Genomic DNA, 12,020 nt, shown 5'->3' with positions numbered 1-12,020 from the left:
CCCACAACGGCGCTCTGACCGGGCCCGGGTTCGACGGAGGTCCGTCGAACCCGGGCCCGCCGCGTGTCCGGCACCCCAGGCCGGGGTCTGCGTCGGGGTGGCCCTACCTGCCCCGCTGGGCTCGGTGCGAGGCCACCCGGACCCTGGTGGCGCAGCGGGGTGTGCAGTAGCGCTGGGGGGCGCGGCGGCCGGTGTCGATGAAGTAGTGGTTGCAGTCGGGCGCGCCGCACTGCCCCCAGGCGCACCGGCCTCGTTCGCTGAGCCAGAGACCGAGGGCCAGGGCGGTGGTGGACAGGAGCCATTGGGTGGGGTCGGCACTGTGGGGCACTTTGTTGTGCAGGGACCAGGGGCGGCCGGGGAGCCGAACCAGGTGGGGCCTGGCGGGGTGCTCGTCGAGGAGGGTGTTGATCGCCTCGGCCGCCCGGTCCTCGTCGCTCATCGCCAGAATGCCGATCAGTCGGGCGGTGGCTTGGCGCATCCGCCGGGCATCGGACTCGGTGAGCACGAACGGCGGGCCGCCGTGTTGTTCCAGGAGGGCTTGGAGCGCGGCCGCGCTCACCTCGGTGCCGTCCTGGACGGTGTTGGCCAGTTCGGCGATGAAGTGCAGGCCACGGGGGTTGACCCCGGCCAGGTCCTCGGTCATGGGCTTCGTCTTCTCCAGGTGGGTTCGTCCAGCGGGCACCACACCCCATGGTAACGTCAAAATGAAGACATGAGCGTTACGGCTGGCGGCCGCCGGTCCGGCCGCTCCTGGTCCGCCTCGTGGCCGGCCGCTCCGACGTCGGCCCTGTCAAGCCGTGAACCGCCTGCCCCTCATGGAGAGCACATGCATTTTCCGACGACGACTCCCGTACTCATCGTGGGTGGCGGACCGGTGGGTCTGACCCTGTCGAACCTGCTGTCCCGGTACGGCGTGGACCACCTGCTGGTCGAAGCCCGTCCGGACGTCTCCCGTCACCCCAAGGCCCGCGGGGTCTCCGCCCGCTCGATGGAGATCTTCCGACGCTGCGGACTCGAAGGCGAGGTCCGCGCCGTCGGCCTTCCGGCCTCCCAGGTCTTCTTCTACCGGGGCAGGGATCTGGTCGACCCGGACTTCGTGCGCAGCGGCGTCGCCCACGACGCGGCGAACGCTGACGTGAACACGCCTTCGCCAGGGATGATCTGTTCCCAGGACGCGCTGGAGCCGGTCCTGTTGCGGCGGGCCCGCGAGTCGGCGGCCGGCCGGATCCGGTTCGGCGTGCGTCTGCTGTCCTTCGCCGAGGACGAGGACGGCGTGCGCGCGGTGCTGGAGGACCGCGCCGACGGCGCGCGGCGCACCGTGCGTGCCGAGTGGCTCGTCGGCTGCGACGGTGCCGCCAGTACGGTGCGTACCGGTGCGGGCGTCGGAATGGACGGTCCGACGGGGCTGGGCCACTTTCTGAGCGTCCGCTTCGAGGCGCCGCTCGGCGAAGTGGTGGCCGACCGGGCGAGCGCGTCGTACTTCCTCACCCCGCCCGGCCGGGGCGGCTTCATGGCGGTGGACAACGACCGCCACTGGATCTACCAGTACCCTTTCGACCCCGCTCACCGGCTCGGGGACGAGGACCTCACCGACCCGGATCACCTCGACGACCTCGTCCGGGCCGCGGCCGGCATCCCGGACCTGGAGGTGACCGTCCGCGACACCATGGTCTGGCGCATGGACGCCCGGCTGGCGTCCGCCTATCGCAGCGGCCGCGTCCTGCTGGCCGGAGATGCGGCCCATGTCATTCCTCCGACCGGCGGGCACGGCATGAACACCGGGATCGGTGACGCGGACAACCTCGCCTGGAAACTCGCCGCCGTCACGGCCGGCCGCGCCGCCCCGGAACTGCTGGACAGCTACCAGGCCGAACGCCGCCCGGTGGCCCGGCAGGTCATCGACGTGTCCGCCGACAACGCACGTGCCCGCACCGGCTACCGCATCGACGACGAGCTGCTGCTCACCGCCGCCTACCGCTCCTCCGCCGTCATCCCCGACCCCGACGACCCCGCAACCGCGACCCGGCCACCGTTGGACGTCTCCGGCTACCACCCGAGCGGTGACCCCGGACGCCGCGCCCCGCACACACGGATCAGCGGGCCTCACGGGTGCACCTCCACCCTGGACCTCATCGGCCCCGGCTTCACCCTGGTCACCGCGGCGGACACCCCGGCCTGGCAGCAGCAGGCCGACGCCGCGACAGCGGCAGCCGGCATCCCCGTCACCGTCCACCGACTCGACGGGGGCCGGCTGCGTGAGGAACACCCCGGGTCCTTCAACCGGTTGTGCGCCCTGCCCGCCACCGGGGCCGTACTGATCCGCCCCGACGGTCACATCGCCTGGCGTGCCGCCTCCCTGTCCGCCGAACCGGCCCTCCTTCACGCCCTTCGGCGCATCCTCAGCGGCGTCCGGTAGCTCCGGCCACACGAGGGAAGCCGGGGCGAGGCGGCATGGACCGGGCCGGGCACTCATGATGCGTTGACCCCGCCTAGGTCGCTCCGCTCCAGTGTCAATACGCGTCCTGCCGGCCACCCGCCCGTCCAGGCGGACGGGCGGGTGGCCGGCAGGAGCGGGCCGACCGGGACGGGCCGTTCAGGCAGTGATCTCGACCAACTCGACGCCGCTGTAGGCCGGCACCCCGTCACGGGTGAGGAAGCCGGGGCAGTGGTGGTCGTGCTGCCCGTCGGAGCAGCAGCCGGCGAGTTCGACGCCGTACGGGCCTCCTGGCACCGCCTTGAGGCAGTCGAACGCCACCTCCGGCCGACTTCGCCGCCGGCCTCCGGACGCTCCCGGTGCGCTGATTGCAGCCGTGGGCCCCGCCCGTGCCCTATCGGTCTCCGCACTCCGCGAGCACGGCGCGGCCGTGCCGCAGGAGTTGTTCGTCGTTGGCGCACCGGTAGCGGATCCGGCCCCTGCCGCCCGTGTTGTCGTAGCGTCGGGCGGCAGCCAGCTCCTGGCGGAGCAGCGGGACCGCTGGGGTGGCCGACGGTCCCATCTGCGCCCATGCCTCGGCCACGTCGGGGCGGTTGTCCCGATGCTCCGACCAAGCGTGCAGCAGCGCCGGCATGGACTCCTCCGGGTCCCTTCCCACCTGCCACAGCGCCACCGCGAGGGTGCCCGCGACCCACCCGCCGTTGTCCTCGGGCGACTCCCGGAGTCTGCGCAGGCCGGGCAGCAGCTCGGCCGCCTCGGCGCCCATGCGGGCGATCGTCCGCAGCGCGTCGTACCGCTCGAACCAGTGCTCGGCCACGAGGCCTCTGGACAGCGCGGACAACACGACATCCGTCTCGCCTCCTGCCGACCACAACGCGCCGGCCACGTCGACGCGGTGGCCCGGATCGCTCTTCCTGGCGAGTTCTCGCAGCTCCGGCAGTGCCGCCCGCGCCGTCGCGCCGAGCCGTGGCAGCGCCCGTGCCACGGCAGTGCGCACCGCGGTCCCTCTGCGCCCGGGGGCCCGTAGGAGGCGGAGGACCGGCTCCACCACCTCGTCCGGCCCGACGGCGGCCACGGCATCCAGCAGGAACCCGGTGCGTTCGGGCTGATTCTCGGGGTCGATCAGGGACAGCCGTCGGACCAGCACGGGCAGCAGCGCCGCAGCCTCGTCCGGGCACATCCGGGCGATCCAGCCGCCGAGTTCCTCCGGTACATGTCCAAAGCGCAGCACTTCGACGAGGCCGGGTACGGCGCGTGCGTCCCCCTGTGCAGCGAGGGCGCTGAGCGCCGCCCCGTAAGAGGTCTCGTTCCACTGTGCCTGGGCAGGGTGGTTCGGTCCGGCCGCCACCCGGTCGGCCAGGGCATCTGCCGCCGGGGCGCCGATGGCGTACAGCCACTCCAGCTCTCCGGCCGCCCAACGGACGATGCGGGGTTCGGCTTCCCGGAGCTGCTCGCCCAGGAGCCGTACGGACTCCTCGTGCGGGCCCCGCCATCCCGACAGGAGCAGGCCGCTCATGTCGATCGCCTCGCGCCGCTGGCCCCAGTCGGGGCTGCGCAATTGGTCCTCCAGCAGCGCGAAACGTTCGGCGACCCGGTCGTCCAGGGCGTAGTGCAGTTCCTTGAGCAGGTCGGTCGCCCAGGGAGCCTTCACCGAGTCTCGATGCGATGCTTCGAGCCGGCGCAGATACGAGATCATCGTCGGTGTCTCCCGGGCGGGCGCCGCGTCCTCTCGCGCCGTCCCTTCTTCCTCCGCCTCCCGTGCCTCCCGCATCACGCCGATGGCCATCTCCACGGTGCGTTCCGGCAGCCGGCCGGGAGCACAGCGCGCGAGCTGCGCCAGGGCCGCCAGCAGCAGGCCCGGGTCGTCGGTCCGGTCGGTGGCGGGAAGGGTGAGGGCGGTCAAGACCTCCGCCACCTGCGGTGCGAGCTCCTGGTGGCGGACGCCCAGGTCTCCCAGTGCCGTTGCTATCGCCGGCAGCACACGAGGGTCCGGTTCGGTCGTGCCGCGCCGGCGCAGGATCGCGAGCACCGCTTCCGGGTCGTCGTGCAACTGGACCAGCGCGCCGGGCAGTTCCTTCCTCAGGCTTGCGTCCGGGTCGTCGAAGAGGTCCAGCAGCAGTCCGCTGCGCGCCCGGATGTCCGATTCCGCCCTGGCGAAATTCCGGGCCCAGTCCTCGTACTCCTCCTCGTCGTCGGACCAGAAGTCCATCTTCTCCACGTCGCGGCCGTCGCCGTCGATGCTGCGGAGGAGGTCGACTATCCCGCCCCGTCCCGGCAGGCCGGCCGTCGTGACCAGTTCGAACAGGAACGGGATGCACGCGACCGTGCTGTCGTACACGTCCCCCTGATGGTGCACCGCACCGTGCATGCCGTCGAGCGCGATCTCCCGTTCGTCCTCGTCGGCGGATGCCAGTCCCCGCAGCAGCCGCGGCACGTCGGACGCGTCACCGTACGCATGGTTCATTGACGCCCAGTCGAGGTCGTCGATCCCTGTGAACATGATCGTGAGTCTGCCCGATGCCACCGACAACAGCGGCCGGACGCGGGACGGCCCACGCGTGCGCACGAGCGTCTTGACAGCGACTGCCGCGCGGGGATCGTCTGGAACGCGGCTCCGCGCCGGTCGGAGTGCCGAGTCGTTCGGGTACGGGGGTGGACTGGTCATGTTGCGGGTGTACTTCACGCCCGAGGACCTGGGGCGGGTACGTGTCGCCTCGGGGCCGGATCATCTGTGGGAGATCAGCAACAGTGTGCAGACGCTTCAACGGCGCGACGGGGAAGCCGTGTTCGGTGAGTGGCGGCGTTGGGTGCTGCCACGTCTCTCGGACAGCTGCCGGTTCCTCTCGCCGCTGCTGCCGCCGCACGGCTGTTCTCCGGATTTCCTCACTCCTACCCGTGGCGGCGGCGAGACGTTCGAGTCCGCGATCGGCGCCCTCGTACGTACGCCTGGTCCGCGCCTGCGCGGGGATCTGGCACGGGTCGCGGCCTCGCGCCGGCTTCCGGGCTGGACGGATGCGTTGGCGGGCGGGGACGGTGACGTCCTGCTGCGACTGGGGGGCGCACTGCGCACGTACCACCAGGAGGCGGTCGCGCCGTTCTGGCCGCGCGTCCATGCGCACATCGACGCCGACCGCATCGTCCGTCTGCACAGACTCCTCGACGGCGGTACGGAGGGTCTGCTGGCCGGTCTCGGGCCGCGGCTGCGCTGGCGGCCGCCGGTGCTCGAGGCCGACTACCCCGTGGACCACCACCTCCACCTCGACGGCCGCGGGCTCACGCTTCAGCCCTCGTTCTTCTGCTGGCCCACGCCCATCACACTCGCCGACGGCGCACTGCCTCCCGTCCTGGTGTATCCGATCGAGCACGCCGTGGACTGGATCCGTCCCGCACCCCTGGAACGACCCGCCGGCGACGCGCTGGGGGCACTGCTCGGGCATACGCGTGCAGCCGTCCTCCGGAGGGTCCGGACCGGGTCCTCCACGGTCGGACTGGCCCGTCTCCTCGGCGTGACCCACCCGGCGATCAGCCAGCACATGAAGGTGCTACGGGCGGCCGGTCTGGTGACCACGGTCCGCCGGGACGGGAGGTCCCTGCACGTCGCGACCGCGGACGGGCTTGCCCTGCTGCGCAGTTGTGAGCGCGGCGGAACGCCGGGTGCGGGGCGGTAAGTCTGGGCTTCCGGGACTTGCACCTGTCATGGGCACACAAGGAAGCTGAGGCGCCTCTCCTTCGACCAACTCGCCACCCTGATACCGCCGAAGGGCTACTCCGCCTGATCCGGCGGCCACTCGGCACCCGGTGGGCGACAGCGGCAGCGGGCCGCTGTCGCCCATGTGTCCAGGACCCCGCCCACGCTGCCTGGCTCTGGCTGCTCGGCGCCGACATCGACGGTCGCCTTGACCGCCAACCGGCCCTTCTGCGCGCGTTCCTCGACTGCTACGGCCTCCCGCACGAGGACCGTCGGGGTTTCGGTGAGCCCGTCGCGGCCCGGGGCCGAGGACGAGCGCGACTTCCATGCACGCACCGGACGTGTCGGAAGCCCCGGGTCCTGGCTGCCCCGCGAGATCGAATGACTCGAGGACCGTGGCGACGCCATCGACCGGGGTCTGGAACGCGACAGCCGACGAATTCGGGTGTACGCCCTCCAGGGCCGCGAGATCACTCGCCGTGGCAGGCCCTCTAGGATCGATCGATCGCACAGAATCACCGGTGTCGGCGGTCGGGCATCAGAGGAGTCGTTCATGAACCATTCGGGCCCGCAGCATGCCGCTCGCCTGGCCACCTACGGATCCGTCTCCACGCACCTGTCGCTGCTGAGCGACCGTCGGCTCGGCGAAGTGGTGGCCGCGGCCACCCCTCTCGCTTCCGGCATCGGAGGCAGGTCCGCTGAGCTGGAGGCCGGTGGGGCCCGGGTCTTCGTCAAACGGATCCCGCTGACGTACGCCGAGACGCGGCCGGAGAACGTACGGTCGACGGCGAACGTCTTCGGGCTGCCGACGTTCTACCAGTACGGCGCGGGCTCTACCGGGTTCGGGGCCTGGCGCGAGCTGGCCGCGCACACCATGACCACGGGCTGGGTCCTTGGCGGCGAGTACGAGAGTTTTCCGTTGATGTACCACTGGCGGGTCCTGCCGGACTCGCCCCCCTCGGGATTCGCCGACGAATTCGGAGGCATCGACGGGGCGGTCGCCTACTGGGACGGCTCGTCAGCCGTGCGTGAGCGTCTGGAGGCCATCAGCCGCTCCTCCTTCAGTCTTGTGGTCTTCCTGGAACACGTGCCGCAGACGCTCGCCGCGTGGCTGGGCGACCAGAGGGAGGCCGCGCCGGGCGGCGGCTACGGCCCGGCGTACGCGTGGGCGGAGGAAGCACTGCTGCACGGGGCCGACTTCATGAGATCCCGCGGGCTCGTCCACTTCGACGCCCACTTCAGCAACGTGCTGACCGACGGCCGGCTGGTCTACTTCACGGACTTCGGTCTCGCCGTGAGTTCGGAGTTCGAACTGTCCCGGGTCGAGACCGAGTTCCTCTCCGGCCATCTCTCGTACGACCGCCACTACATCGCAAACCATCTGATCCGCCACCATCTGCCCGACGGTCTGCGCGGCAACGTGGATCACGAGGCGTTCCTGGGCAACTGGATCGCGGGCGAAAGATCCGAGAGGATTCCGCCGGCGATCGCCGCGATCATCGACCGGCATGCCCGGACCTCCGTTGTCCTGGCCGGGTTCCACCGCCGTCTGCTCTGCGAGAGCAAGCGGACACCGTATCCGACCGCCGAGATCGAGGAGGCCGGACGAGGCGGCCCGGGGTGCGACGCATGCACTCGCTGATCACTGCCGTCACCGCACACGACGAGGCCGCCCTCTTCCTGGCCCGGCCGGGCGACTTCACCTCGGCCACGGCGACCACGCCGACAACGTCCACCGCATGTCAGGTGCGGCGCTGAAGCGCTTCGCGGACCACCCCCAGAACCCATGCGCCAGGCGTTCACCAGCAGGATCCCGCCGAACCGCAGGGCCGTCATCCTCCGGCGCGCCCGGCGGGCCCGGCCGGCCGGAGTTCGGCACGTCGCAGCACGGGGACGGACAGGCCGAGCGCTGCGGCGAGCAGGCAGATCGCACCGCATCCGGCGAAGAACACGTCCGCTCCCCACAGGGCCGCCGTGACGCCGGCGACCGGGAAGAGTGCGGGTGCCAGGCCGAGTGTGCACAGGGTCGTGACCGCGGTGACCCGTCCCAGGTATCGAGGGTCGGTCTCCGTCTGGATCAGGGCAGCGGTCACGGTGGTGGTGAACCCGCTGGTCAGGCCGATCAAGGCACCGAACATCACAGCGGCGGGCAGTGAGGGCGCGCGCCCCAGGGCGACCGCGCCCGCAGCTGTGATGAGCAGGGCGCCGGACATCACCGGTCCGGCGCGCGGTATCCCCGGCGCCACGGTGAGCAGCAGCGCCGCGGCCGCGGCTCCGGCACTGAACGCGCTCGCGACCCATCCCATGCCCGAGGCGCCCCAGCCACGCTCGTCCGCGAGGAGCACCAGACCGGTGGCGACCGGACCGCTGAAGCACATCTCGCTCAGCCCGATCACCACGACCAGGGGCGCGAGCATCCGGTTGCTGCGGACATGACGCAGGCCGTCCCCCAACTCACGCCAGGCGGAGGTGCGCCGTGACTCCGCCTCGGCCGGATCGGTGGTCCGTACGGTGAGCAGGACGACGAGCGAGGCGGCGAAGAGAACACCCGCGACCGTGAACGCACCGGCCGCGCCGCCGATCACCAGCACGGATCCCGCCAGAACGGGACCGACGGCGTTGCTCAGCCGGATCGACAGACCACGAAGTCCCTGGACCCTGGCCAGTTGCCCAGGCGCCGTCATGCGCGGCGGGAGCGCCCCCACGGCCGGCACGAACACCGCGTCGACCACGCCGAAGACCAGCGCGACGGCGACCAGCAGCCACACGCTCGGGGACGTCGGCACAACTGCCGCGGCCACGGCGAGAATCACCACGCAGCGGATCGCGTCGCTGACGACGGCGACCCGGCGCGGCCCGAACCGGTCGGCCACCACACCCCCACCGAGCATGAGCACCGCCCGGGGAAGCGCCCCCGCCGCGACCACCAGGCCCACCTGCGACGGACCGCCGACGCGGGTGGCGGCCCAGGACAACGCGAGGAAGTACACTACGTCACCCGTGACCGAAGCCGTGTACGCGGTGAGCCAGCGCAGAACGTTGGCATCCCGGTACGCGGGCCGCGCGGACAGGGCGATGTCGTGAGCGCTCACGCCTCACCGGCCGGCGGCAGGGCCGTACCGGGCACCGGAAACGCCTGCACCTGCAGCACCACCGGAGCGGAGCCCTCGGGCGCTTCGCTCGCTGCGTGCCGGTAGCGGCAGACCACCTCGAAGATCTCGGTCCGCATCCGGTCCACGTCGCCGGGAGTCAGATGCAGCAGGAAGTCGCTGTAGGCAGTGACGTCGAGCCACTCCCGCGGAAGCAGCGCCACCTCCTGCGCCGCTCTGCGCAGTCGGTCCGCGGCTGCCACGGCGACTGCCTGCGTGTACGCGCGCCCGGCCTCGCGCTGCTCCGCGGGCGCGGCAGCAGGGTCGTGGACCGACTGACGATGGACGGACCTCCACCATCGCTCCCGTCCGGTGCCCCGGCCGGGCTCGTCCACGATGAGTCCGCCGGATGCGAGGCGTCGCAGGTGGTAGCTGGCCGCGCCGGGGTTGATGCCCAGCTCCTCCGCGACGCGGGTGGCGGTGGAGGGGCCTCGCTCGCGCAGCAGGGTGAGCACGTTCAGGCGCAATGGGTGGGCGAGTACGCGCAGGGCGGCGGTGTCCAGTTCGATGTCCCGTTCCGAGGACCCGTCGGATGAGGAAGCGGCCATGCGCCGAAGATAGACCTACAACAGTTGTTTCGAAAGAGATGTTGTGAGAATTGGCGCGGACACGCTGTCCCTCCCCCGGCCGTGGGACTCCGGGATCCCCGGGGGCGGTGCGGACTGCCGGGCCGTCAGGCTCGCGCTGCGGCCAGGGAGATCATGCGGCGCATGACCGCCACCGGAATCGACGGGTTGCGGGCGGCTTCCTCCGCGCTGTGCTCATCGAGGAGAAACGGGATCAGGACGTCCGGCGGCAGGGCAAAGTTCTGCCGCGCCTTGCTGTGGACGCGGTATTCGGTGTCGCCGGCCAGCCTGGCAGCGGATTCGGGCGACAGGCGCGGGTCACCGGCCGCACGGCCGCGCACTTCGGCGTCGGGGTCGTGGCTGAACCGTTCGACGAGCGCCGGGCCCGATGCGGGGTCGTCGAGCGCCAGAAGGCGGAGCCGGGGCTGTGGGTCCTGGGCGAAGCGGAGCAGGTCGTGACGGGGAAAGTTGGGGTGATTGCGGGGACGCCCGGGGAACGAGAAGCTGCCCGACCACCAGCTCCACACTTCCAGGAGCAGCTCCACCGGGGCGTCTTCGCAGGACTCGGTGAGGAAGAGGCGGACGATGCGGTCCTCGTCGTGGGCGAGGAGGTCCACGACGTCCGGCGGAAGGTGCCGGGCGCGGGCCACACTGCGGCGGATCCGGAGGTTCGGCGACACGGCGAGCCGGCGCATCGCGTCGACGTCGTCGTGAAGTGCGGCGATCCACCACAGCGCGTAGGTGCGGTCGTCGGGCGTGATGTCAGGAACGGTGGCCGCCATCGCCTCGATCTCGGCGGGACCCGAAGGCGGTCGGGACCCGGGGTCCGGGGCCGGGTCGACACCCCTTCGTACACCGGCCCCCGGGCACTCGCCCTGCCGCGCCGCCTGCTCCGCCGCCACCTCCTGCAGAGCCTCGCGGAACGGCAGGTCCGCGGTGGCGTCGAGGAGGCTGTTCCACTGCTGGGGCGAGAGCCTCCCCGATTCCGCCGCCGTGCCGCGGACGGTCCTGGAGTGGTGGACGACTGCCGCGTCCCGGACACCGTCGGGAAGGTCATCGCGGTAGAGGAAGTGCACGAGGGGCTTCTTCCTCACGTCGAAGAGACTGATCAGTACCTCCGCCGGGGCAGCCCGGTTGGCTCCCAGACCGCGCAGCCACGCATCGGTGAGGCGCTCGGAGGGATGGGAGTCCTCGGGAAGCGCGGCCCAGGCCTCCGGATCGGGATCGGTCTCGGTCATCCGCCGATTCAAGCAGGTGGGGAACCGGAAGGGTCAAGGCGTCCGGTGCACGAAAGGGGGTGCGAAACGCGGTGCGGACCGTCGGCCTCCGACCCCGGTCCCAGCCTTTCTCCCGGGACCGGGACCTGCGACGCCGAGCGGGGCAAGGCCTGTCAGCCGGCGTGGGGGACCTCGTCGAAGAAGCGGACGATGCGTGGAAGAGCCTGCCCCACCGAGTCGTTGCGGTCGTAGTCGCCCACGTCCGTGAGTCGGTGTCGGGGGCCGAGACCGCGCGTCCGGTCGACGCGAACAGGTACGCGGCGAGTCGGTCGGCGGCATCAGGGTTCTCCGAGGCGACGTCCTTGAGGTAGACGGTGGTGCCGTGCAGCCAGGAGACGGTCGGCAGGCGGCGGGCGGTGGTCCTGGGCAGCACGAGAAGTTGGCCGACCGTGGTGGGCTCGCCCACGCTGTTCGTGGTGCGGCAGACGACCTGGTACGCCGTCACTCAGTGACGGACCCGAGCAGCTGTGCTGCCGGTGAACAGCGGGAGCGGCGGCGCAGCATGGGGGTGCCAAGTCGGCGAAGATGTCTGGTGTTTAGGGTCGATCCCATGACGAGGACCACACCGGCGCGGCCACTGGACGTCGAAGCGCTCTTCCCGGAGCTCGCCGCGTACCGGGGCACCACCACCCGGCTGCACCCGAGGCCGGGGAATCCGGAGGCGTCGGACAGTTCCGTGGGTGGGCCGATGCTGTGGCCGGCGGACGAGCCGTGGCCGGTAGAAGGAGGCCTGCCCGCGTTCCTTTCCGCCAGGCCCACCGAGGTCGTCGTGGGCCGTGCCGGCGAACTCAACGTCTTCGCATGCCCCATCGATCCCGGCCACCCGCACCGCTGGAGCATCCAGTAGCCCGTCGCATCGGTCCGGACCCGGTCGGGTTCCGGAAAAGTCGAGTCCCGAGAACAGGG

12 protein-coding genes are annotated in these 12,020 nt (G+C 71.4%); 6 read left to right on the top strand and 6 right to left on the bottom strand.

What is annotated here, in order from left to right; genetic code table 11:
• Nucleotides 1-103: 103 nt before the first annotated feature.
• Complete coding sequence (locus ACWCPY_RS26960) at nucleotides 104-682, bottom strand: CGNR zinc finger domain-containing protein (protein ID WP_451269117.1); 579 nt, start codon at nucleotides 680-682, stop codon at nucleotides 104-106.
• Nucleotides 683-826: 144 nt separating this feature from the next.
• Here ACWCPY_RS26960 and ACWCPY_RS26955 point away from each other — a divergent pair, with 144 nt between their 5' ends.
• Nucleotides 827-2,416, top strand: coding sequence for an FAD-dependent monooxygenase (locus ACWCPY_RS26955; protein WP_451269115.1), 1,590 nt, complete (start codon nucleotides 827-829; stop codon nucleotides 2,414-2,416).
• Between the two features lie 177 nt (nucleotides 2,417-2,593).
• On the opposite strand, the gene ACWCPY_RS26950 is transcribed toward ACWCPY_RS26955, so the two are convergent.
• Nucleotides 2,594-2,755, bottom strand: coding sequence for a hypothetical protein (locus tag ACWCPY_RS26950; protein ID WP_451269113.1), 162 nt, complete (start codon nucleotides 2,753-2,755; stop codon nucleotides 2,594-2,596).
• Between the two features lie 73 nt (nucleotides 2,756-2,828).
• Nucleotides 2,829-4,934 carry a PBS lyase gene (locus ACWCPY_RS26945; RefSeq protein ID WP_451269111.1) on the bottom strand — a complete coding sequence of 702 codons (2,106 nt, stop codon included), beginning with the start codon at nucleotides 4,932-4,934 and terminating at the stop codon, nucleotides 2,829-2,831.
• A 163-nt stretch (nucleotides 4,935-5,097) separates the two neighbouring features.
• Between ACWCPY_RS26945 and ACWCPY_RS26940 the strand changes: the two genes are divergently transcribed.
• The 3 genes from ACWCPY_RS26940 (at nucleotide 5,098) to ACWCPY_RS26930 (ending at nucleotide 7,880) form a co-directional block, all read left to right on the top strand.
• Complete coding sequence (locus ACWCPY_RS26940; protein WP_451269109.1) at nucleotides 5,098-6,102, top strand: ArsR/SmtB family transcription factor; 1,005 nt, start codon at nucleotides 5,098-5,100, stop codon at nucleotides 6,100-6,102.
• Between the two features lie 573 nt (nucleotides 6,103-6,675).
• Nucleotides 6,676-7,764: a protein kinase family protein gene (locus ACWCPY_RS26935; RefSeq protein ID WP_451269107.1), complete on the top strand. Its 1,089-nt coding sequence runs from the start codon at nucleotides 6,676-6,678 to the stop codon at nucleotides 7,762-7,764.
• Entirely contained in the window at nucleotides 7,752-7,880 is a 129-nt protein-coding gene (locus tag ACWCPY_RS26930; RefSeq protein WP_451269105.1) for a hypothetical protein, read from the top strand. The genes ACWCPY_RS26935 and ACWCPY_RS26930 overlap by 13 nt, the downstream gene beginning before the upstream one ends.
• A gap of 74 nt (nucleotides 7,881-7,954) precedes the next feature.
• Here ACWCPY_RS26930 and ACWCPY_RS26925 read toward each other — a convergent pair whose 3' ends face one another.
• The 3 genes from ACWCPY_RS26925 to ACWCPY_RS26915 all read right to left on the bottom strand — a co-directional run bounded on the left by ACWCPY_RS26925 (nucleotide 7,955) and on the right by ACWCPY_RS26915 (nucleotide 11,075).
• Nucleotides 7,955-9,214, bottom strand: coding sequence for an MFS transporter (locus ACWCPY_RS26925; protein ID WP_451269103.1), 1,260 nt, complete (start codon nucleotides 9,212-9,214; stop codon nucleotides 7,955-7,957).
• Nucleotides 9,211-9,819: an ArsR/SmtB family transcription factor gene (locus ACWCPY_RS26920; RefSeq protein WP_451269101.1), complete on the bottom strand. Its 609-nt coding sequence runs from the start codon at nucleotides 9,817-9,819 to the stop codon at nucleotides 9,211-9,213. Before ACWCPY_RS26920 ends, ACWCPY_RS26925 begins: the two co-directional genes overlap by 4 nt.
• Before the next feature lie 125 nt (nucleotides 9,820-9,944).
• A complete protein-coding gene (locus tag ACWCPY_RS26915; protein ID WP_451269099.1) occupies nucleotides 9,945-11,075 on the bottom strand; it encodes a hypothetical protein in 1,131 nt (376 codons plus the stop codon).
• Between the two features lie 356 nt (nucleotides 11,076-11,431).
• On the opposite strand from ACWCPY_RS26915, the gene ACWCPY_RS26910 reads away from it, so the two are divergent.
• Complete coding sequence (locus ACWCPY_RS26910) at nucleotides 11,432-11,566, top strand: hypothetical protein (protein ID WP_451269097.1); 135 nt, start codon at nucleotides 11,432-11,434, stop codon at nucleotides 11,564-11,566.
• 98 nt (nucleotides 11,567-11,664) lie between these two features.
• Nucleotides 11,665-11,961, top strand: coding sequence for a hypothetical protein (locus tag ACWCPY_RS26905; RefSeq protein WP_451269198.1), 297 nt, complete (start codon nucleotides 11,665-11,667; stop codon nucleotides 11,959-11,961).
• Nucleotides 11,962-12,020: the final 59 nt, after the last annotated feature.

This window comes from Streptomyces sp. NPDC002403, assembly GCF_053593015.1.
This window is presented reverse-complemented; position numbering and strand designations above follow the sequence as displayed.

Bases quoted from the DNA above. Each gene is read 5' to 3' on its own strand.
- ACWCPY_RS26955 (WP_451269115.1), top strand. From the start codon at position 827: ATGCATTTTCCGACGACGACTCCCGTACTCATCGTGGGTGGCGGACCG.
- ACWCPY_RS26945 (WP_451269111.1), bottom strand. From the start codon at position 4,934: ATGTTCACAGGGATCGACGACCTCGACTGGGCGTCAATGAACCATGCG.
- ACWCPY_RS26940 (WP_451269109.1), top strand. From the start codon at position 5,098: ATGTTGCGGGTGTACTTCACGCCCGAGGACCTGGGGCGGGTACGTGTC.
- ACWCPY_RS26935 (WP_451269107.1), top strand. From the start codon at position 6,676: ATGAACCATTCGGGCCCGCAGCATGCCGCTCGCCTGGCCACCTACGGA.
- ACWCPY_RS26930 (WP_451269105.1), top strand. From the start codon at position 7,752: ATGCACTCGCTGATCACTGCCGTCACCGCACACGACGAGGCCGCCCTC.
- ACWCPY_RS26920 (WP_451269101.1), bottom strand. From the start codon at position 9,819: ATGGCCGCTTCCTCATCCGACGGGTCCTCGGAACGGGACATCGAACTG.
- ACWCPY_RS26915 (WP_451269099.1), bottom strand. From the start codon at position 11,075: ATGACCGAGACCGATCCCGATCCGGAGGCCTGGGCCGCGCTTCCCGAG.
- ACWCPY_RS26905 (WP_451269198.1), top strand. From the start codon at position 11,665: ATGACGAGGACCACACCGGCGCGGCCACTGGACGTCGAAGCGCTCTTC.